This is a genomic window from Rufibacter sp. JT20002 (assembly GCF_056491185.1).
Window position 1 is genome coordinate 115,241 of sequence record NZ_JBSZJY010000003.1, and the last position, 21,574, is coordinate 136,814.

14 protein-coding genes are annotated in these 21,574 nt (G+C 48.6%); 9 read left to right on the forward strand and 5 right to left on the reverse strand.

What is annotated here, in order from left to right; translation table 11 throughout:
* The first annotated feature begins 363 nt into the window (after nt 1–363).
* From ACW9SV_RS14355 to ACW9SV_RS14385, 7 genes are all read left to right on the forward strand, one after another.
* Complete coding sequence (locus tag ACW9SV_RS14355; RefSeq protein WP_479557466.1) at nt 364–1,071, forward strand: NUDIX hydrolase; 708 nt, start codon at nt 364–366, stop codon at nt 1,069–1,071.
* Between the two features lie 361 nt (nt 1,072–1,432).
* Entirely contained in the window at nt 1,433–3,220 is a 1,788-nt protein-coding gene (locus ACW9SV_RS14360; RefSeq protein ID WP_479557467.1) for a ribulokinase, read from the forward strand.
* Between the two features lie 6 nt (nt 3,221–3,226).
* Entirely contained in the window at nt 3,227–3,925 is a 699-nt protein-coding gene (locus ACW9SV_RS14365) for an L-ribulose-5-phosphate 4-epimerase (protein WP_479557468.1), read from the forward strand.
* Between the two features lie 78 nt (nt 3,926–4,003).
* Nucleotides 4,004–5,503, forward strand: a complete 1,500-nt coding sequence (gene araA / locus ACW9SV_RS14370; protein WP_479557469.1) for an L-arabinose isomerase — start codon at nt 4,004–4,006, stop codon at nt 5,501–5,503.
* Between the two features lie 85 nt (nt 5,504–5,588).
* The gene (locus tag ACW9SV_RS14375; RefSeq protein ID WP_479557470.1) at nt 5,589–7,286 is read left to right on the forward strand and encodes a sodium:solute symporter family transporter; all 1,698 of its coding nucleotides are present in this window, start codon (nt 5,589–5,591) and stop codon (nt 7,284–7,286) included.
* Between the two features lie 205 nt (nt 7,287–7,491).
* Nucleotides 7,492–8,202, forward strand: a complete 711-nt coding sequence (locus ACW9SV_RS14380; protein WP_479557471.1) for a 3'-5' exonuclease — start codon at nt 7,492–7,494, stop codon at nt 8,200–8,202.
* Nucleotides 8,199–10,106: a DUF294 nucleotidyltransferase-like domain-containing protein gene (locus ACW9SV_RS14385; RefSeq protein WP_479557472.1), complete on the forward strand. Its 1,908-nt coding sequence runs from the start codon at nt 8,199–8,201 to the stop codon at nt 10,104–10,106. The genes ACW9SV_RS14380 and ACW9SV_RS14385 overlap by 4 nt, the downstream gene beginning before the upstream one ends.
* Nucleotides 10,107–10,420: 314 nt before the next feature.
* Here the strand turns inward: ACW9SV_RS14385 and ACW9SV_RS14390 are convergent, their stop codons facing one another.
* The 3 genes from ACW9SV_RS14390 to ACW9SV_RS14400 all read right to left on the reverse strand — a co-directional run bounded on the left by ACW9SV_RS14390 (nt 10,421) and on the right by ACW9SV_RS14400 (nt 13,170).
* On the reverse strand, nt 10,421–11,101 hold the full coding sequence (locus ACW9SV_RS14390; protein WP_479557473.1) for an HAD family hydrolase: 681 nt from the start codon (nt 11,099–11,101) through the stop codon (nt 10,421–10,423).
* A gap of 135 nt (nt 11,102–11,236) precedes the next feature.
* The gene (locus ACW9SV_RS14395) at nt 11,237–12,205 is read right to left on the reverse strand and encodes a transketolase family protein (protein ID WP_479557474.1); all 969 of its coding nucleotides are present in this window, start codon (nt 12,203–12,205) and stop codon (nt 11,237–11,239) included.
* 101 nt (nt 12,206–12,306) lie between these two features.
* Entirely contained in the window at nt 12,307–13,170 is an 864-nt protein-coding gene (locus tag ACW9SV_RS14400) for a transketolase (protein ID WP_479557475.1), read from the reverse strand.
* A 258-nt stretch (nt 13,171–13,428) separates the two neighbouring features.
* On the opposite strand from ACW9SV_RS14400, the gene ACW9SV_RS14405 reads away from it, so the two are divergent.
* On the forward strand, nt 13,429–13,884 hold the full coding sequence (locus ACW9SV_RS14405; protein WP_479557476.1) for a GNAT family N-acetyltransferase: 456 nt from the start codon (nt 13,429–13,431) through the stop codon (nt 13,882–13,884).
* Nucleotides 13,885–13,967: 83 nt separating this feature from the next.
* Here the strand turns inward: ACW9SV_RS14405 and ACW9SV_RS14410 are convergent, their stop codons facing one another.
* Nucleotides 13,968–15,353: an aldehyde dehydrogenase gene (locus ACW9SV_RS14410; protein WP_479557477.1), complete on the reverse strand. Its 1,386-nt coding sequence runs from the start codon at nt 15,351–15,353 to the stop codon at nt 13,968–13,970.
* 279 nt (nt 15,354–15,632) lie between these two features.
* Between ACW9SV_RS14410 and ACW9SV_RS14415 the strand changes: the two genes are divergently transcribed.
* Nucleotides 15,633–16,112: a hypothetical protein gene (locus ACW9SV_RS14415; RefSeq protein ID WP_479557478.1), complete on the forward strand. Its 480-nt coding sequence runs from the start codon at nt 15,633–15,635 to the stop codon at nt 16,110–16,112.
* A gap of 221 nt (nt 16,113–16,333) precedes the next feature.
* Here the strand turns inward: ACW9SV_RS14415 and ACW9SV_RS14420 are convergent, their stop codons facing one another.
* On the reverse strand, nt 16,334–20,830 hold the full coding sequence (locus ACW9SV_RS14420) for a beta strand repeat-containing protein (RefSeq protein ID WP_479557479.1): 4,497 nt from the start codon (nt 20,828–20,830) through the stop codon (nt 16,334–16,336).
* Between the last annotated feature and the right edge of the window lie 744 nt (nt 20,831–21,574).

The window sequence follows — 21,574 nt, forward strand, 5'->3', positions numbered from 1 at the left end:
CCGTGAACTCCTTTCCAGACAGTTTTCGGGGATTTTCATTTCCTTTGGAAAGCCTTTTTAAACCTATTTTCTAAAAAATGGCCCTATAACGCCTGAGTTGCCCTTTCAAATCGACGGTAGCATCTTTAATCTGAAATGGATCCTATGGCGGCAGAGTATTATCGCTTGAATATTGGTTACTATTCCTTTATTTGCCGTCTCGTAAGAAGGTGAAAATACTGGGCGGTTGACGGATTTAGGTTGATTAACCAAAGGGCATTACAAAGAAGAGCCATGGTTTGCCACTTTCCCGCTAATTGAATAAAAATCTTGGTTCCTGTTGTTGCCAACGTTGGTAAATAGGAGCTTAAATGTTTTAGTGAAATGATGAAGTATTCGGGCCAGACAAGGATTCTTGTTGCGGTTGATTGTATCATATTTGGATTTGACGGAGAGAACTTCAAACTGCTGTTGATCCAGCGGGGCTTTGAGCCCGAAAAACACAAATGGAGTTTGATGGGCGGTTTTGTGCAGGCCGATGAAAGCCTGGAAGAAGGTGCCCAGCGCGTTCTAAAACAGTTAACGGGGTTGGAGGGAGTATACCTGGAGCAGATCCCGGCGCAAAGTCACCCAGAACGGGACCCCGTGGAGCGCACCATTGTGGTACCGTTTTTCGCTCTGATTGATATCCAGAAATACGAGGCCCAGCTAAGCTCTGATTACCACGCCGAGTGGTTTCTGCTAAGCGAGATGCCCAACCTGATCTTTGACCATGAGCGCATGGTGGAAATGGCGAAAATGCGTTTGCGCTACAAGGCGGCTCTGCATCCCATTCTGTTTGAGTTGTTGCCCGAGAAATTTACGCTTCCCAAACTCCAGACCCTCTACGAGAAGCTGTACGAGACAACCTTTGACAAACGCAACTTCAGCCGGAAAGTGCTTTCCACAGGTTTGCTCATCAGGCAGGAGGAGAAAGACAAGGAGAACTCCAGAAAGGGCGCTTTTTACTTCAAACTGGACAAAGAGAAGTACTATGATAACTTTGAGGCCTTCCTCAAGTTCATTCCCAACCCAGAGAAGTTTTTGATCTAATCTGATTGATTTCAAGGCCTTGAGAGACCTATGGCTTCCCTTTTTTAACTTCTTCTTTTGAAGGCAATCAGAACAACTCCCGTTTAAGGCCCAGTTTCACAAAATCGGGTTTTAAACGGGAGTTGCTGCGTGAACAAGGGATGTTTTGTAAAAAAGTTGAGCCCTATGCAAGGCCTGTGTTTTCAGGTGGGCAGGTTCTAAAATTAAATTAAGTGTCATAATAACATTTTTAAAAACTTATTGCTATACTTGTAAAAGAAAGGCTTCTTAGGTAAGTGTATTTTTAAAATCAATAAAAGTTAGCGGCTAAATAGTTGGCTATGTTTATATAAGCGTTAATTTGACATCAATAAAAATAGATATGGCGCAAGATGTTTTTGTGATTGGTGTAGACTACGGATCAGACTCAGTACGGTCGGTCTTGGTAAATGCCCGGAACGGGGAGGAAGTAGCTTCTTCTGTGTTCAACTATCCCCGCTGGAACAAAGGAGCTTACTGTATTCCGGCTGAAAATCAATTCAGACAACATCCTTTGGACTACGTTGAGGGGTTGGAGAAAACCATCAAAGAATGTCTGCAGAAAGCAGGGGGCGCCGCTATTGCCGGTCAGGTAAAAGGCATCTCGGTAGACACTACCGGCTCTACCCCGGTGGCGGTAAACCAGCAAGGGACACCGCTGGCGCTTCTGCCGGGTTTTGAAGAGAACCCTAACGCCATGTTCGTGCTTTGGAAAGATCATACTGGCGTACAGGAAGCCGCCGAGATCAATGCGCATGCCACTAAGTTTGACACCAACTACCTGCAGTTTGTGGGAGGCATCTATTCTTCTGAGTGGTTCTGGGCCAAGTTGCTGCACGTACTGCGCGCAGATGCCCAGGTACGCGAGGCTACCTACTCATGGGTAGAGCACTGCGACTGGATTCCGTTCCTGTTAACCGGCGGTACCAATGCTGATGCCATGAAACGCAGCGTGTGTTCTGCCGGGCATAAATCCCTGTGGGCCGCCGAGTTTGGCGGACTTCCTCCAAATGACTTTTTTGCTTCCCTGGACCCAGTGCTGGATGGTTTCACTTCCCGCTTGTTCCAGGATACCTATACTTCAGACCAGCCAGCAGGCCAGTTGAGCCCCGAGTGGGCAGAACGCCTGGGCTTGTCAACCGATGTGGTAGTTGGCGTAGGTGCGTTTGATGCGCACATGGGGGCAGTAGGAGGTCAGATTGAGCCTTACCACCTGAGCAAAGTAATGGGAACCTCTACCTGCGACATGCTGGTAGCTCCCTTGGATGAAATAGGAAGCACCCTGGTAAACGGTATCTGCGGCCAGGTGCCCGGTTCCGTAATCCCAGGCATGATGGGCTTAGAAGCCGGTCAGTCAGCTTTTGGCGATACGTATGCCTGGTTCAAAAGAATTTTGCTGTGGCCTTTGCAGAACCTGCTGGCGAATTCCCAAGTTATTGATGCCGCCACAGCCGAAGCATTGGTAGAGGAAGTTTCTGCCAGGATCATCCCCGAACTGAGCATGGCCGCTGATCAAATTCCATTGTCAGAGAATAACGAGTTTGCCATTGACTGGTTTAACGGCCGCCGCACGCCAGATGCCAACCAGGTTCTGAAAGGAGCCATCTCTGGTTTAGGATTGGGCAGTGACGCACCGCGCGTGTTCAGAGCGTTGGTAGAGGCCACCTGCTTTGGCGCCAAGAAGATTGTAGACCGCTTCAACGAGCAAGGTGTGCCGGTGAAGGGCTTGATCGGGTTAGGCGGTGTGGCCAGAAAGTCACCGTTCATCATGCAGATGATGGCCGATGTCATGAACATGCCCATCCGGATTCATAAGTCAGAGCAGACTTGCGCTATTGGGGCGGCCATGTTCGCGGCTACCGCTGCCGGTCTCTACGAAAGAGTAGAAGATGCTATGGCCGCCATGGGGCAGGGGTTTGACTTAGAGTATTTCCCTAACCCAGAGAAGGTAGACCTGTACGCCAAGCGCTATCAGAAATACACCCAACTGGGCGACTTCCTGGAGAGCCACAGTGCCTCCGCCAATTTAGCCGTGCTTTCTGACCTTCCAGAGGTAAGCAGCCCCGCTCAGGACGGACAAACCAGAACCGAAAACCAAACGCAGGAAGAACTGCAAGGCGTTGCCCGATAAACAGACATGAGTTCTTACCAACACATCAAAGAAGAGGCTTACCAGGCCAATATGCAATTGCCCAAACTAGGGCTGGTTTTATTCACCTTCGGGAACGTGAGTGCCGTGGACAGAGGACAAGGTGTTTTCGCCATCAAACCCAGCGGTGTACCGTACGAGGACCTTTCGCCGGAGAAAATGGTGATCGTGGATTTTGACGGCAACACCGTTGAGGGTTCTTTGCGGCCTTCGTCTGATACCAAAACCCATGCGGTGCTGTATAAGCACTGGGAGAACATTGGCGGCATTGTGCACACGCATTCTACCTACGCCACTGCTTGGGCCCAGGCCCAACGGGACATTCCTATCTATGGGACCACCCACGCCGATCACCTTACCACCGACGTGCCCTGCGCTCCGCCTATGGACGATGCCATGATCCAAGGCAATTACGAGTACGAGACCGGTTTCCAGATCATGAATTACCTGCAGGAAAAAGGCATGAGTTACCAGGAGGTGGAAATGGTGCTGGTAGGAAACCATGCGCCGTTCACCTGGGGCAAAGACGCCAAGAAAGCCGTGTACAACAGCGCCGTGGTGGAAGAGATTGCCCGCATGGCGTTCCTGACCGAGCAGATCAGACCGCAGGTACCGCGTCTGAAAGACTCGCTCATCAAGAAACACTTTGAAAGAAAGCACGGCCCAGATTCTTACTACGGGCAGTAGCAGAACCAAAATACCAGAAACAAACCATGAGTGAGTTTTCCTGCCTCCAGGGAAAAACTTGCCTTAAAACCCCATACTATGATTGACTTAAAACAATTTGAAGTCTGGTTCATTACCGGAAGCCAGCACCTATACGGCGAGGAAACCCTTAACCAGGTAGCCGCCCACTCTCAGGAGATTGTCAAAGGATTAGACAGCGCTGAGCAGATTCCGGTACGAATTGTCTTCAAACCCACCGTTAAAACCACCGAGGAAATCTTCAAGGTTTGCCAGGATGCCAACGTTGCCGAAAACTGTATTGGGGTTATCACCTGGATGCACACGTTCTCGCCCGCCAAAATGTGGATCAGAGGTCTGTCTATCCTGAAGAAACCGTTGCTGCACCTGCACACCCAGTTTAACCGCGACATTCCGTGGAACTCTATTGACATGGATTTCATGAACCTGAACCAGAGCGCCCATGGTGACCGTGAGTTCGGGTTTATGGTATCGCGGATGCGCATTGAGCGCAAAGTAGTAGTAGGCCACTGGCAAGACCCTGAAGTGATTCAGGAGATCAACAATTGGTGCCGCGTTGCCGCCGGCTGGTTTGACTGGCAAGGTGCCAAGTTTGTGCGTTTTGGCGACAACATGCGCTACGTAGCCGTAACCGAAGGTGACAAAGTGGAGGCCGAGCTGAAGTTTGGTTTCGCGGTGAACACCCACGGCATTGGCGATCTGGTGGCGGTAATCAACGAGGTGACCGACCAGGCCATTGACCAATTGGTGCAGGAATACGAAACCAAATACAACGTAGCTGAAGGCCTGCGCGAAGGCGGGGAGCAGCGTGCTTCCCTCAGAGAGGCAGCCAAGATTGAGATCGGGTTACGCACCTTTTTAGAGAAAGGGGGCTATAAAGGCTTCTCTGATACGTTTGAAGACCTGCACGGCATGGTGCAGTTGCCGGGTATTGCGGTGCAGCGCCTCATGGCCGATGGTTACGGTTTTGCCGGCGAAGGTGACTGGAAAACCGCCGCCTTGGTACGCGCCATGAAAGTAATGGGCAGCGGCTTGCCGGGTGCCAACGCCTTCATGGAAGATTACACCTACCACTTTGACCCGAATAACTCATTGGTACTGGGCTCGCACATGCTGGAAGTAGACGAGGCATTAGCCGTAGACAAACCTTCCTGTGAGATCCATCCGCTGGGCATTGGCGGCAAAGCCGATCCGGTACGTTTGGTGTTTAACGCAGGGTCGGGCCCGGCTTTGAACGCATCGGTGGTAGACATGGGCAACCGTTTCCGGTTGATCGTGAACGAGGTAGAAGCCGTGGAGCCGCAGAACGATTTGCCAAACCTGCCGGTAGCCCGCGTGCTTTGGAAACCGCTTCCAGACATGAAAACTGGTTGCGCCGCCTGGATTTTAGCCGGTGGTGCCCACCATACGTGCTATAGCCAGAACATCAGCGCGGAGCAGTTGCGCGACTTCGCCGAGATGGCCGGCATTGAGTGCGTAGTCATTGGCAGAGACACTACCTTGAGCCAACTCAAAAACGAGCTTCGCTGGAGCGAAATGTACTACCAGAAGAACTTCTAAAAAAACAAAGCCTCTCTGCTGATACCCGTGGAGAGGCCTTTTTCTATCCGGTTTCTAAATTCCTATTTCGGGTTAACCTCATTCTATGAGCAAATTCTCCACTATTGATTACACCATTTTTGTAGTCTACTTCATCATTGTTTCTGGGTACGGGTACTGGATTTACCGCCGAAAACAGAACACCGAGTCAGACAGCAAGGATTACTTTCTGGCCGAGGGCTCTCTGACCTGGTGGGCTATTGGGGCTTCCTTGATCGCCTCCAACATCTCCGCCGAGCAGTTTATTGGGATGAGCGGGAACGGCTTTGTTGTGGGCGTGGCCGTAGCGGCCTATGAGTGGATTGCCGCCATCGCCTTGATTATTGTGGCCGTCTGGTTTATTCCGGTGTACCTGAAGAACAAGATCTTCACCATGCCGCAGTTCCTGCAGAACCGGTACAACCAGACCACCAGTTTGATCATGGCTATCTTCTGGCTGTTTTTGTACGTGTTCGTGAACCTGACCTCTATCTTGTTCTTGGGGGCCTTGGCCATCAGTAATCTGGCAGGGGGCGAGAATTTCCACCTCATCATGGTTTTGCTAGCAGTATTTGCGGTAATTATCACGCTGGGCGGGATGAAGGTAATCGGGTTTACCGATGTAATCCAGGTAACGGTTCTGATCCTGGGCGGTCTGGCTACCACCTATACCGCTTTAACCCTGGTGAGCAGTCACTTTGGCTTGGGCAATGACGTGATTGCCGGCTTTAACAAATTGCTGCAAGACTCGCCAGACCACTTCCACATGATCTTTGACAAGCCTGCACCGGGTGCCCCGCAGGAGGAAATCAACAGGTACCTCATGGTGCCGGGCATTGCCATGTACTTCGCCGGTATCTGGATCGTGAACCTGAACTACTGGGGCTGTAACCAGTACATTACCCAGCGCGCCCTGGGTGCCGACCTGCACACTGCCCGTACCGGTATTCTGTTTGCCGGTCTTCTGAAGCTGCTGATGCCTGTGATTGTGATGCTGCCGGGCATAGCCGCCTATGTGCTGTACAAGAATGGCGCCTTGCAGGAAGAGATGGCTCCGGGCGGGCACTTCAACGCCGATAACGCCTATTCCGCTATTCTGGGTTTCTTGCCTACGGGTATGAAAGGGTTGTCTCTGGCTGCCTTAACGGCTGCAATTGTGGCTTCCTTGGCCGGTAAAGCCAACAGTATCTCCACCATCTTTACCCTGGACATCTACAACAAATACATCAACAAAGACGCCAGCGAGAAGAAACTGATCTGGGTAGGGAAACTCACCATTGTGGCCTCCATGCTGTTCTCCATTTTCCTGACCTGGGATGACTTGCTTGGCATTGGCGGCGAGGGTGGATTTACCTTCATTCAAAAGTACACCGGGTTCATCAGCCCGGGTGTGTTTGCCATGTTCTTCCTGGGGATGTTCTGGAAACGCACCACCGGTACGGCTGCCATCGCGGGTCTTTTCACCGGCTTCATTTTATCAGTGGTTTTCAATAACTATGCCCCAACCTGGTTCGGGAATGAGACGTTCCTGTACACGGCGTACCCTAACGGCAAAGGCGGTTTTGAGATCCCGTTCCTGATCTGTATGGGCTTGGCTTTCCTGTTTACCATGATTGTGATGATCCTGCTCAGTTTGGCCGGGCCTAAGGTGAACCCCAAAGCTTTTGAACTGGATACCTCTATGTTCAAAGTGTCTAACTCCACCTTGTTCCTGATCGTGATTACGCTGTTGCTGGTAACGGCGCTGTACGTGCGGTTCTGGTAGTACAAAGTAAACCTATGAAAAACGTGAAGAGCGGACGCTAACCTGTCCGCTCTTCACGTTTTTAAGCCGATTTGCAGTACTTTTCAAGCAAGGATGTTAATGACAGGGCTTTAAGGCGGCCGCCCATTAAAAGCCTACTTTTCTAAAAACAGGTTGAAAGAACAACCTGTAACAGAACCTCCCCAAGCATAGTATACCCAACCAAGTGAAAGACCACCTGCTCTTTATAGACATAGAAGCCTCCGGGCTGCCCCAGAACTGGGACGTGCCCTACTCTGAGGAGGAAAACTGGCCACATACCATTCAAGTGGCGTGGTTTGTCTACACCAAAGAAGGGCAGGAGGTAAAAGCCGAGAACCATTACATCAGGCCGGAAGGCTTTGAGGTAAGCCCTTCGTCTATTGAGGTGCATTCCTTAACGCCGGAGTTTCTGCATGCCCACGGGAAAAGCAGGAGGGAAGTGCTGCTCTTGCTTCAGGAAGATCTGCAACGGTTTAACCCTATGGTGATCGGGCATTTTATGCAGTTTGACTTCCATGTGTTGAGCGCCGATTTTTACCGCGAGAACCTTCCCAGTCCGTTTGAGAACCTGCCCGTTTTCTGCACCATGATCGCTTCAAAAGGCCTGACCCATCTGCCCCGGAAAAAGTATCTGCGGCTAGGTGAGCTCTACGCGCACCTCTTTCATCAAACGTTAGAAAACCAGCACAATGCGGTGGTAGATGCCCGGGCCACAGCGCAAAGCTTTTTTGAGCTGAAGCAGCGGCAGGTGATCACAGAGAACGCCATCAACCGGCAGCAGGAAAACCGATATTCTACTCAGAAGCGCCCTAAAGCCAAAATCTCAGTTCCCATGTGGCTTTTAATGGCGATTGGCGCATTATTTTTCATCCTTTTCCTTTTTTATTGGCTATGAACGACCGTCTGCAATTTCTAAAGAGCGTAAAGCCGTTCCATCTTTTAGGTGACGATGTGTTGTTGGAGGTGAGCGAGCTACTGGAGGAGGTCTCCTACTCTAAAGACACCCTCATTTACCATCAGGAAGCCACCAAATTGAGAGGCGTGGACCTGATTGTGAAAGGCGAATATGAGTCGTTTTTCTATGACACGGCCCAAAACAAACGCGTGCTAGAGCGCCACGGGGCGGGCTATTGCTACGGCGGCATCTCCATGTTGCTCAACCGCAAGAAATCGCTGCGCACCGTCATCGCCAAAAAAGGAACGGTAGTGTATTTTCTGCACCGCAGAGACTTCCGGGCCTTGGCCAAAGCCAACGAAGGATTTCTGCACTACTTCTCGCAGGAGTTTGGAATGCGGATGCTCAACGAGGAGTTCGCCCATTTTGTGAAGCGGCCCACTTCTTTTGAGGAAAACTACATCGCCACCGATCAACTCTATTCACGCCGTATTGAAAGCGTGGAGTACCGGGACATTGTGACCTGCAGCAGTAGTACGCCCATCTACACGGCAGCCCGAATCATGGCCGAGCACAAAACCAGCTGCCTTTTCGTGAAGAATGAGGTGGGGCACATTGCCGGCTACATCACCGATATTACCCTGCGCGACAATGTGGTGGCAGCCCAGGAAGACGTGCGCGGGCAGGTGAAGGAAATCATGGACAACCCTATTGTGTCTATCCGGAAGGACGCCTACGTGTATGAAGCCATCCTGCTCATGTTCCGGACCAAAACCCGTTACCTGCTCATTGAAGACCAGGGGCAGTACATTGGCATGATCAGCCGGAGCAAGCTGTTGAGTGACCAGGCCCAGTCGCCCTTTGTGTTCATCCAATCGGTGAAGCTGGCGCGCTCTGGCCATGAACTGCGCGATAAATGGAAACGGGTACCCGAGATTGTGATGCAGCTGCTGCTACGCGGCGCCAAGCCCGAGATCATCAACCAGGTGATTACCACCGTGGCCGATACCATTGCCCAGAAAGTGATTGAAGAAGTGATTGCCATCTGCGGTCCGGCCCCGGCTAAGTTTGTGTTCATGGTACTAGGCAGCGAGGGCCGCAAAGAGCAAACCCTCAAAACCGACCAGGACAACGCCATTGTGTACGAAGACAAAGCCAACGAGCAACGCGAGCTAGTGCGCGAATACTTCCTGAAGTTCGCCGAAATGGTCTCTGAGAAACTGGACTACATTGGCTTCAGTTTCTGCACGGGCGGCTACATGGCCAAAAACCCTAAATGGACCCACTCGCTCTCGCACTGGAAACGCAACTACCATGAGTGGATGCAGGAGATAGTGCCCGAAACGGCTATCCAGTTCTCTACCTTCTTTGACTGTCGTTTCATCTACGGCGACGGGGCCATCATGAAAGAACTGGTTTCCTTCCTGGATGAGGAACTGCAGAAACCCATGCCGCGGCTTTTCTTCCACATGGCCAACAACGCCCTGCAGTACGAACCGCCACTGACGTTCTTTAAGAACATCAGAACTTTTACCGTGGGCTCTCAGCAGGTGTTTGACATTAAGAAAGCCATGACGCCCATTGTGGACTTGGTTCGGGTGTACGCTTTGCAGAACCGCATCTTCAAAACCAACACCGGTGAGCGCATTGAAGCGTTGGCCGCGGCGGGCGTCTTCACCGAGAAACAGTGCCAGGAACTGCTGCAATCCTACTATTACCTGATGGGACTCAGGTTACGCAAACAGGCCAGCCAGATCATGCACGACAAGAGTGAGCCAGACAATTACCTGGATATCCAGAGCCTCACCAAAATTGAACAAGTGACCCTCAAGGAGATCTTCAAAACCATTAGTGACTTTCAGTTGGGCATCAAAGTGCAGTTCACCAACAGCTTGTTTGGATAGAAAAAAGTCGCTATCGCTTAAAGCCTATTTTGCTAAAATCTGGCTTTAAGCGATAGCGGCTTTTCTGGTTTGGCCACAATCTCTTTCTAAAAATGACTGAAGAAAGGAAAGTAATACAATTGTAAGTAAATCCTCGTCTGGGGATTCACTGGCGCGAGCTTGCAGCTCGTGTCCGCACGCATTGTTGTTTTCTGTTTGGTAACATGAAAGCGCAGCTACAAGCTCGCACCAGCGAGGGAATAGTAGAAAGAATGGCGAGGGGGCAACCTGCTTTCAGGCTGTTTTCTGAAAACCAGCGCGAGAGCAGCTACTTGCTACTTTGCCTTACCGGTAAACAACTCCTCCAGCAATGGATCTGTATAATCCTGCACAAACCCGACGATGTTGTCATAGGCCGGGAATTCTGCTTGGTCGTGCATGGTGGTGATGACCAGGCAGTCCATGTTCGCGTTTAGGGCGGCCTCCACTCCTTTGGGGGCGTCCTCAAACACCAGGCATTCGGCAGGAGCTACGCCAAGTTCTTCGGCGGCTTTCAGAAATGTCTCGGGGTGCGGCTTGCTTTTGGTGACGTCATCGGCGCTGATGAGCGCATCAAAATAGTGCCTGATGTTCAGGTTATCCACCGTGAAGTCTATGTTAAATGTGATGGCGGCGGTGGCAATGGCCATCTGGATGTTGTGCGCCTTTGCTTTCTCTAGAAAAGTATCTAATCCCTTGATCAGTTTGATGTGAGAGATGTATTCTTTCTGGTAGATTTTCTCCTTTTCAATGGAAAGCCGGTCTGCTTCTTCCTGAGAGAAATGGCCCTCCCCGAAGAACCGGTCCAGCACCTCGCTGTTCTTGCCGTACATCTGGGTTTTCACCTCATCCCAGGTGAAGGAGCCCTGTAAATCATTGTTCAGAATCTGGTGCCATGCTTTGGTATGGAAATCCATGTCATTGATCATGGTACCGTTCATGTCAAAAAGAAAAGCTTTGTATTTGGGGGTATTCATGCAAGCAAAATATAAGTGAAGTAAGCAATACGGACGCCACAAAAAAACGGGCTCCAGAAGAGCCCGCCTTTCCCTAGATCCTTGTTAATTTTTTATTCTGGCGGCGAGAAGAGGATGTCTCAACCACCTAATGCGCTATTTGGCTAATGCCTTTTTGCGCTCTAAGACTTTTTGCACCGCTTGTACAATATGGTCATCGTCTAAGCCGTATTTTTTCATCAGTTGCTCAGGCGTACCGCTCTCCCCGAAAGAGTCATTCACGGCCACGTATTCCATAGGAAGGGGAGTGTTCTTGGCTAATAGCTGCGCGATGCTGTCTCCTAGACCACCCAGACGGTTATGCTCCTCGGCACTTACCACGCAACCCGTTTTCGCCACCGATTTTAGAACGGCTTCCTCGTCCAGTGGTTTAATGGTGTGAATGTTGATGATCTCGGCAGAAATGCCCATCTCGGCTAGTTTCTCACCGGCTTTAATGGCTTCCCATACCAAATGACCCGTGGCAAAAATGCTCACGTCGGTGCCTTCGCTCACCATCCAAGCCTTGCCAATAACAAATTCCTGGTCAGCAGGCGTGAACACCGGAATCACCGGGCGCCCGAAACGCAGGTACACCGGGCCTTCGTGCTCGGCAATGGCCATGGTAGCGGCCTTGGTCTGGTTGTAGTCGCAGGGGTTAATGACAGTCATGCCGGGCAGCATTTTCATCATGCCAATGTCTTCTAGAATCTGGTGCGTGGCTCCGTCTTCACCCAGGGTAAGCCCAGCGTGCGAAGCACAGATTTTCACGTTCTTGTCTGAATAGGCAATGGACTGACGGATCTGGTCATACACCCGGCCGGTGGAGAAATTGGCGAACGTGCCGGTGAACGGAATCTTGCCTCCGATGGTCATACCCGCCGCAATACCCATCATGTTGGCCTCGGCGATACCCACCTGCACAAAACGCTCAGGAAATTCCTTGATGAAATCGCCCATCTTCAACGAGCCAACTAAGTCAGCGCACAGCGCTACCACATCTTTGTTTTTTCTGCCGGCTTCAACCAGCCCCGCGCCAAAGCCAGAACGGGTATCTTTTGATTCTGTATAAGTATATTTTTTCATTTGAATGAGGTCTGAGGAAGCCTTTTCAGAAGAGCCTTTTGGAGCAGTTTGCCGCAAAATGGCCCTAAAAGGTTTCAAGTTAAACTTCGGTTAAAAAGAGACTAGTAATCCTGCAGGTTGCTGGTCAACTGGCCAAGCGCCAACGACAATTGCTCGTCGTTTGGAGCCACGCCGTGCCATTTGTGCGAGCCCATCATGAAATCCACGCCGTGGCCCATGTTGGTTTGCATCAAAATCATGATAGGTTTGCCTTTGTACGCCTTGGTCTTGGCCAGTTCCAATGTCTGAATCACGTTGGCCAGGTCATTGCCGTTCATTTCCATGACATCCCAACCAAAGGCTTCCCATTTGGCGCGCAGATTTCCTAAATCCAAGACTTTGTTAGTAGGGCCGTCAATCTGCTGGCCGTTCACGTCTATGGTAGAGATGAGGTTGTCTACTTTGTTGTGCGGGGCGAAAAGGGCGGCTTCCCAGATTTGGCCTTCCTGCAACTCGCCATCGCCGTGCAGCGTGAACACCAGGCCTGGGTCGTTGTTCAGCTTCTTGGTCAAGGCCGCCCCAATGGCTACAGATAAGCCTTGGCCCAGTGAGCCTGAGGCGATGCGTACGCCGGGTAATTCTTCGTGCGTGGTAGGGTGGCCCTGCAGGCGGGAATCCAGCTTCCGGAAGGTCTTCAGCTCGGCTACGTCAAAATAACCTGCTCTAGCCAGCACACTGTACCAAACCGGAGAAATGTGGCCGTTTGACAGGAAGAACAAGTCCTCGCCCTCGCCGTTCATGTTGAACTCCGGGGAGTGCGTCATGATCCGGAAGTATAAGGCTACCAGGTAATCGGTACAGCCCAAGGAGCCACCCGGGTGACCCGACTGGCAACCGTGTACCATTCTCACAATATCCCGGCGTACCTGCTTGGCCACCTGCTCCAGCTCCTCTAGCTGCATCGTCTCTTTTACTTCTGTTTGCATATCAATTTTATGGTCTGTTTCTCTTCCTTGCTTCCTGGCACGCGTGACTTTTCTCCAGAGATGATCATGGTAGGAAGATTATAAGTGTAATTATAACACTTAAGTTACACATACTCTTTTTACTTCGCAAATAAATATATCAACTTTTATGCAAACGTTGGCATAGGAAAGATAGTTTTCTTAAATAAGAAGGTTAACGAAGCCTCACTAGAAAGATTAATTGGACCTTTTAGAACGAAAGGGTAGTTTCGCAAGACTATGGAGTTTACTATTCTTACCAAAGCTTTTGCAGACCTGTCTCCAAAGGAGTTATATGATTTGCTGCAGTTGAGAAGTGCCGTTTTTGTGGTGGAGCAAAACTGTGTCTACCTGGACCCCGATGGTTTAGATGATCAATGCCACCACCTGCTTTTCTACCGAGGTACCACCTTAGAGGCTTATGCCCGGCTTCTACCGACCGGCATTTCTTACCCTGAGTTATCTATTGGGCGCATCATTACCAGTGCCGCTGTGCGCGGATCCGGGGTAGGGCAACAATTGGTGCAGAAAGCCATTGAGGAAACGTACCGTCTTTTTGGGCCGGGAGCCATCAAGATAGGGGCCCAACTGTACGCCAAAAAGTTTTATGAGCGGTTTGGGTTTGTGCAGTCCAGCGATGTGTATGATGAAGACGGCATTGACCACATTAAAATGATCAAGCCCGAGGAGAAATAAGCCGGGGCTCACTTTTCCTTGCGAGCGTTTAGGAACTGTTTCAAAGAAAACAGGCCCTAAACGCTCGTCTTGTTATAAATAGCCTACAACCATTTAAACGCTTTCTTAAGCCAGCCCAATTTTTCTCTGTAGGGCGGATACCGAAGGGGTAGGTCGGGGCGGGAGGGTTTCATCAAAATGCTTTTATGGTGGGAGAACGCCTCAAAGCTGGCCTTGCCGTGATAATTGCCGTGGCCGCTGGTGCCTACTCCCCCAAATGGCAGGTACGGATTGGCCAGGTGCGAAATAGTATCATTGATACACACACCGCCCGAAGAGGTTTGGGTCAACACCTTCTCTTTGGCCTTCCCGTCCTGAGAGAAGAAGTACAACGCCAACGGCTTGGGCTGGGCATTTACCTGTTCTATGGCCTCGGGCAGGGTTTTAAAGGTGAGCACCGGCAACAAAGGGCCAAAGATTTCCTCTTGCATGATGGGGTGCTTCCAAGTGACGTTAGAAAGTAGGGTTGGCCCAATGAAGCGGGTAGCGGCATCTGTGTCGCCACCGGCGTAAACATGACCTTCCTCCAACAGACCTGTCAGTCGGGCAAAATGCCGGTCATTGATGATGCGGGCGAAATCTGGGCTATTAATGGGAGTGGTTCCGTAAAACTGGGTGATGGTCCGGGCCAGTTGTTCCAGTAGGTGCCCGGCCACGTTTTCTTGTACCAGCAGATAGTCAGGAGCTACACAGGTTTGTCCGGCATTCAGGAATTTCCCCCAAACAATGCGCTTGGCGGCAGTCTCCAGATCAGCAGTTTCGTCTACCAGGCAGGGACTTTTGCCGCCTAACTCCAATGTTACCGGAATCAATTGTTTGGCCGCCGCCTGCGCCACAATCTTGCCAACCGGAACGCTGCCGGTGAAAAAGATCTTGTCAAAAGGAAGTTCCAATAAGGATTGGCTCACCTCAGGGCCGCCTTGTACCACTGTAAGGTACTCAGGCGGAAAGTGTTCCTGAATCAGCCGGGTGGTTAGCTGGCTTGTGGCTGGCGTTAATTCAGAGGGCTTTAGGATGGCGCAACAGCCTGCGGCAATGGCGCCAAGCAAGGGAGACAAGGTGAGTTGGAACGGATAGTTCCAAGCCCCAATGACTAAGGAAACTCCGTAGGGCTCGGGAAGGATAGCATCATTGGAAGGAAAATTCACGATACTGGACTTGACTTTCCGCAGCTTCATCCATTTGGCCAGATTCCGGAGCATGAATTTTATTTCAGAATTAAGGATGGCTATCTCAGTGGCGTAGGTTTCAAAGGGAGGTTTTCCAAAGTCCGCCGCCAAGGCCGCAATAATGGCTTCCTCCTCTGCTTCAATCGCTTTCTGCAGACGGCGCAGCATTTCTAACCTGAAATCCAGAGAACGGGTCTTTCCTGAGTTGAAATATGCTTTTTGCTGGTGAACCAGGGACTCTAATTGCTGCGGGGAAGTCATAGGCCGGTTTAACTAGTAGTGAAGTTGGATATACGCTGGGCTCTTTGGGATAACCAACCCCTAAAGATAAAAACCAAAGAAAATATCGGGAACGGTTCTGTTGTGCTGCTGACAGTAGTAAAACTTGGTTTTTACCCTATTTTTGTGCGACTTGTCTCAACGCTAAACAAACAGGAAAGTTTTGCCTATTTGTCGGGCACTTTTTAAAACAGACACGTAAAAAGGAGACAAACTAAGAAAAGGGCAAACAACATTATTGACAGCTTAAAGATAAACAGTATGGCACCACGCGGCAGTTTCGATGATGAATATGGCTACGATGAGGATGATCTCAACAGCAACCATTTTGATGATGAGTTCTCCTTTGACGATGATGACGATGATGACGTGATAGGAGGCAGAGGCGGCTTTGGTGCAGACGATGACGAGGAAGTGAACCTGCCGTATGAAGGGGAACTGTTCAATGAGATGCTTAGCAAGCTTCACGGCACGCTGATCATGTACGGGGAGGATGACCCTAAACTGATGGACCTGCAAGCGGAGCTTCTGCAAGTGGACACCGATAAGCTGGGCACGGCCACGGAGGATATGTTCTACCTGGAAGAGGCCAGCAACATTGCCAAAATCCTGAAGAAACACGTGGGCGCCTCACCTAAGATCAAGGAAATCCATGACAACTTCATGAAAGATATTACCCGTTTCAGTGACGAATCGGCGGAGGGGCATGAGGGGGACTACTACCTAGATGACGAGGAGTAGAAAACCCTAAGCCTACTTGATGCTTCAAACAGAAAGGAGAAGTCTCTATAGTCAGAGGCTTCTCCTTTCTGTTTGAAGTACCTAGCTCTAGTCTTATGAAATGAAGGAGGTAGTGCTGTAAAGATAAGAGTAGCGTTTGGAGCCTGCTTTGGGAAATCGCCTGAAAAAAGGAAAGGGTGCCTTGTGAGCACCCTTTCCTTTTTAGCTAAGCAAGTGAGGTATTACTGTTTCACTACACGGGTTACGGTTTCAAAGCCTTCACCGGAGATTTTTACCAGGTAGGTGCCTACTGCTAGGTTGGCCAGGTCAAGGCTTTGCACCTTGCCTCCGGTGATGTTGAATGTTTTCACCAAACGTCCCGCCAAGTTAAATACTCTAACGTTCACATCAGAAGAAGCTAACTGGGTCAGATCCAAGTTAACCGCATCAGGTGTTGGGTTTGGATACGCCTTAATCTGTACCTGAGAGGCAGCTATTGCTTGCGTTTGCACGGCAATGGTTTTGCTGTACTCGTATTTGCTATCTGTGTCTACCTGCTTGAGGCGATAGTAAGTAGTTCCGGTTACAATTTTGCCGTCCAGGAAGCTGTAATCTTGGCGCACATTGCTGTTTCCATTTCCTTTCACCTTGCCAACGGCCGCGAAATTCTTCCCATCTACGCTATGCTCTACCTGGAAGTAATCATTGTCTTTTTCAGCAGCAGTGGTCCAGTTAAGCGCAACTCCGTTCTTCTGGGCTTTTGCAGTGAAGCTTATCAACAAAACAGGTAGGGGTCTTTCTATGGTGGCCATAGTAGTGGCTACAGATGTTAAATTGTAATTGCCTCTATCATTTCCTCCTAATGAAGCTCCGGTTAAGGTTACCTCATGAGTGCCTTGTTCTGCTGACTCAAAAGTAGCGGTACCACCATCTAAAGTTACAGCATCATTTGCGATAGGGTTCACTAAAGAACGAGACTCTACTGTGGCAATCTTATTGCCATCGTAAGGTTTATTGAAGGCTTTGAAAGTACCCGTAATGTCTCTTTTGGTGATGCTAGCTGTTAGACCTGTTGGTTGGGTAAAGGTATAGTTGCCCATGTCAGTTCCTGTGCGGGTAAAACCTGTTACCGTTACTGTTCTTGTTCCAACATTCTTGCTGTCAAAAGTACCAGTTGGCGTACCGCCTAATACAACATTGTCGTTAGGTATTAGACCATCTAGTTCAGCTACTCCAGTAAATTCAGTAACATTTGCATTACCGTCATACACTTTTGAGTCAGGAGTGATTCCTTTTACAGTCAAGGCTCTATGAGTGATGTTGGCAGTAGTTGAGGCCGCGGAATTAGCGTTAACCAGAGAGTAGTTACCAGCAGCGGCACCACCTATAGTTAAACCAAGTACACTAACTGGTTTGCCATTTCCTACATGCTTGTCATTGAATTTAGCCGAAGAGTGAGTTATTGTAAGGACATCTCCCGCCACTCTGTCATCTGAGAAGGTCACTGATGCATTATCGTTGCCATCATACTCCTTGTTCACCCCTCGTGCGGTTATGGTTAAAGGTTTGGCGGTGATTTTTACATTGACTGTAATTGTGGTGGGGAATAGGTCGTAGTTGTCCTTGTCAGTAGATCCGATAGATAAAGTGAGGGTTTGAGTTCCATCCGTTACCACGCTTGATTGGGAATTGATGTAAAGTTCAACGTGATCAAGAGGAACAACACCTTCTAAATTGGCTGCTGTTGTTCTGAACAAGGTAGTCCCGTCATATACTTTTTCTAACGTCGTAGAAACGACAGGGGTCAAAGTTTTAGGAGTGATCTTAGCAGAAAGTGCAGGCATAGGGCTAGGAAGAGCAAAAGTATAGTTGCCGGCATTTGCTCCAGTTAGAGAACTACTGTTATAAGTAACGCTCATTGGTAATACAGTGCGAGTACCATTTTGTCGGTTTACATCCTCAGAGGCAAAAGTGCCCAAGCCGCTCCATATTACTTCTTCGCTACCAATAATACCAGTTAAGGTGCCACTAATAGTAGCGTTTTTGTTTCCATCATACACTTTGTCGTTTGCGGCAATATTGCTAAGGGTTAAAACTCTGGAAGTGATGTTTGCCCTAAGCCCAGTTGGTTGGGTTAGGCTGTAGTTAGCAGATGCTGTCCCACTTAAGGTACTGGTGGAGGTCACTTCAATGTTGGTCCCTACATTTACTGAGGCAAATGTGCCTGTTCTAGTTAGAGTAACATTGTTTATATCTGCCGGGATAACACCAAACAAGGTTCCTGAAATAGTAGCCGTATTGGTCCCATCATAAGGTTTGTTGCTTGCTGCTGCATTAGCGATAGTAAGTGCTCTAGGGGTGATGTTGGCAGTCAAACCTGTGGGTTGAGTGAGAGAGTAGTTGGCTCCTGACGCTCCACCTAAGGTTATATTGGAGGTAACGGCAACGTTGGGGCCAGCATTAGCAGTAGCAAAAGTGCCTTTGCCATCCATTGTAACTATGTCTCCAGGCAGGATGTCTATAAGTGTACCTGTGATGGTAGCGTCTCTGTTCCCGTCATAAGTTTTGTCCTCTGCCTTCGCGCCGGATAAAGTAAGTGCCCGTTTCGTGATATTAGCTCTTAATCCGGTTGGTTGGGTAAGGGTATAGTTGAGTGCATCTGCTCCAGAAATTGCGCTTGTGGAGATAACAGCAATGTTCTCTCCTGCATTTACGCTGGCAAAAGTTCCGGAAGTAGTTAACGTAACTACATCATCTCCCTCAATGCCATCTAGTGTACCATTGATGGTAGCAGTATTTGTTTTATCGTACTCCTTATTACTTGCCGAAGCATTTGCGATGGTAAGGGCCTTCTGTCTAATGGTAGCAGAGGTGGTGAGAGTGGTTTCTTCAGGTAACTTATAGTTCGCCATGTCACTTCCACTCAAGGTGATACCAGTCACAGTAATAGTTTTATTACTGCCTGCTTTCTCGTCTGCAAATGCAGCAGAGGTATACGTTGCCACTACATCATCACCGGAAATCTTGTTGGTGGTTAATGTAACGGTAGCAGTTGCAGTACCATCGTATGTTTTGTCCTGACCTACCGCAGAGACAGTAAGTTCTTTAGGAGTGATGATTCCAGAAAGATTGTCAGGCGTGGAAAGGAAGTAGTTGACAGCATCTAAACCGGTGAGGCTGATGGAGGTAACTGCCTGGGTGCCCACGTTCTTTGAAGCGAGGCTAGCTTTCCCTAATTTAACGTCATCAGGTGAAATTATGCCCTCTAGAGTGCCTGTGATGTCTGTTTCTTTTGTGCCATCGTATATTTTTTCTTTGACAACCGTTCCTGTAAGAGTAAGTTCTTTAGGTGATATAGTGGCTGTAAGATTTGTTGGTACTGTGACAGTGTAATTGCCCGCGTCATTTCCTGTCAAGCCGATAAATGTCACTGAATGAGTGCCCACGTTCTTAGAGGCCAAAGTACCTTTATCAGTTAGAGAGACATTGTCTGGAGAAATTACCCCGTTTAAAGAACCTGTAATGTCAACCACATTGGTGCCATCGTACACTCTACCTGTTGCCGAAGCATCCGTTAGGGTAAGTGGTTTGGCTGTGATATTGGCGGTAGTTGTTGTGGTTTCAGTTGCCGATATGCTATAATTACCAGCTGCAGTTCCATCTAAGCTGAAACTGGTTGCAGTTACCACTTTCCCATTACCAACATTTTTATCCTTAAATGTAGCCGTGCCTCCTATTAGGATTACATTAGCAGCATCTGTAGCTAGCACTCCAGTCAGAGACCTTGACTTGATAGTTGCTGTGATGTCTCCATTATAAATTTTATCATCTGCTGTAAATAATGGAGTAACTGGTTTCTTTAGAACCTCAAAGGGTGTACTTGTTGCTGATGTAAGTCCAGAAGCGCTGACTATAATTGTTTTGTTGGGGCCGGCACTTGAAGCCTGAAGGTTCGCAAATGTAACCGTTCCATTACCTCCTGCTGTCCCAATGTTTTGGGTTAAGGTTCCAGTTCCTGGTTCTGGATTGAGAGCTGCTGTTACAGTTTTAGAAGTTCCAAGATTAGCTGTGGTAAAGTTGCTAAATTGATCTTGGGTGCGCACGACAGGAGAACCAATTACAGATCCGTAAGTTACAGAAGAGGGAGGTTGCGTAGTAAAAACTAATTTTGTGGCATTCCCAGGAATTTGAGAAAGGGTGCCGAAGCTTGTGCCCCCGCTGCCGTTCGAAATAGTAGTAGATGTTATTCCGGTAATTGTAGCTGTACCTCCAGTTGCTCCAGATGCCCTATATATCTGCCCAGAAGGTAAATTGTTTCCTGTTGTGGCTTGTACCTGAATACCGGAGATTGTTAAGACATCTATTTTTGTGTTTCCACTTACACTCAAGGTTACTTGGATGGTAGAAGAAGTCACTGATAAAGAGACTGCCCCAATGTCTCTCCCATTGTCTCGACTAACAGTTCCCGTGTTTGCCTTGAATTGCCAACCTGCCGGCGCGCTTAGTATTAAAGTAGTGTTTGATTGTGGAGTTGTAAAAGCATTTGCTGCTGTTTCTGTAATTACAATGTTGTTGAGGATCGTATAGGAGCCTCCTCCTGGAGCATTCGCTGCTTTATCGGCTGAGATGTTTGTCCCACCTGTTGCAGTTACTGTTATTTGCGCTTCAGCATAGTAAGCTGTTAAAATCAATAAGAAAGCAAGTAGAAAGCTCTTGCCTAAGTGTAGAGGATGTCCCATACCTGTGCTTGTAAAATTGTGTTATTAATAAATTTTGTTGTAAATGTCATATAGTATAGCCTCGGTTATAGGGGGAAAACCAAGGTTTAAACTCAAATATCAAGGCTTACTGAGATAACTATTTAGAAAATGGCTTAGGGGAAGCTTTAAATAGTATCTTAATTATAAATTTTATAATTGTTTCTCAATGAATAGCAAACCTAGATTTTTTAATTAAAGTTTCCAAATAAATAATTATATTATTTAGTAGTAAGATTTAATTTAAAATTAGTAAAGTTATATACTTGTAAATATTGATATCAATGAGGCTTAGAAAAGTGATTTTTAAGTGTATGTTGTTGATAATGAGAATTTTCAGAAATGCCTTTGCTGGAGGTTTAATAAACAGAGGTGAAGATGGAGAGAAGATAGGTTAAGCTTTGAGCACAGACTTTCTTTAGGAAGCTAAACATACCATGTGGAATGCACCTTATTTATGACTAAGCAACCGAAAGCAAAAGAATCAGCAAAAGGAGTTACAGGCTATTCAAATGAATTGGGCAGATATCAATACTGTGACAAACCTTACTAAGCATAGTACTCGATTGTAGAGCAAGATAATGCCTAGTCAGGTACTGACTTAGGAAGTAGGGGCAAGAACCAGTTGGTCTAAAATTCAAAAAAGGGAAGCCTCTCAAGAGGCTTCCCTTTTTGCCTTGTTTTCGGGAAAGAGACCCTAAAACGGGAGAGGTAATTAATAAGCTA

Bases quoted from the DNA above. Each gene is read 5' to 3' on its own strand.
- ACW9SV_RS14355 (WP_479557466.1), top strand. From the start codon at position 364: ATGATGAAGTATTCGGGCCAGACAAGGATTCTTGTTGCGGTTGATTGT.
- ACW9SV_RS14360 (WP_479557467.1), top strand. From the start codon at position 1,433: ATGGCGCAAGATGTTTTTGTGATTGGTGTAGACTACGGATCAGACTCA.
- ACW9SV_RS14365 (WP_479557468.1), top strand. From the start codon at position 3,227: ATGAGTTCTTACCAACACATCAAAGAAGAGGCTTACCAGGCCAATATG.
- araA (WP_479557469.1), top strand. From the start codon at position 4,004: ATGATTGACTTAAAACAATTTGAAGTCTGGTTCATTACCGGAAGCCAG.
- ACW9SV_RS14375 (WP_479557470.1), top strand. From the start codon at position 5,589: ATGAGCAAATTCTCCACTATTGATTACACCATTTTTGTAGTCTACTTC.
- ACW9SV_RS14385 (WP_479557472.1), top strand. From the start codon at position 8,199: ATGAACGACCGTCTGCAATTTCTAAAGAGCGTAAAGCCGTTCCATCTT.
- ACW9SV_RS14390 (WP_479557473.1), bottom strand. From the start codon at position 11,101: ATGAATACCCCCAAATACAAAGCTTTTCTTTTTGACATGAACGGTACC.
- ACW9SV_RS14395 (WP_479557474.1), bottom strand. From the start codon at position 12,205: ATGAAAAAATATACTTATACAGAATCAAAAGATACCCGTTCTGGCTTT.
- ACW9SV_RS14400 (WP_479557475.1), bottom strand. From the start codon at position 13,170: ATGCAAACAGAAGTAAAAGAGACGATGCAGCTAGAGGAGCTGGAGCAG.
- ACW9SV_RS14405 (WP_479557476.1), top strand. From the start codon at position 13,429: ATGGAGTTTACTATTCTTACCAAAGCTTTTGCAGACCTGTCTCCAAAG.
- ACW9SV_RS14410 (WP_479557477.1), bottom strand. From the start codon at position 15,353: ATGACTTCCCCGCAGCAATTAGAGTCCCTGGTTCACCAGCAAAAAGCA.
- ACW9SV_RS14415 (WP_479557478.1), top strand. From the start codon at position 15,633: ATGGCACCACGCGGCAGTTTCGATGATGAATATGGCTACGATGAGGAT.
- ACW9SV_RS14420 (WP_479557479.1), bottom strand. From the start codon at position 20,830: ATGGGACATCCTCTACACTTAGGCAAGAGCTTTCTACTTGCTTTCTTA.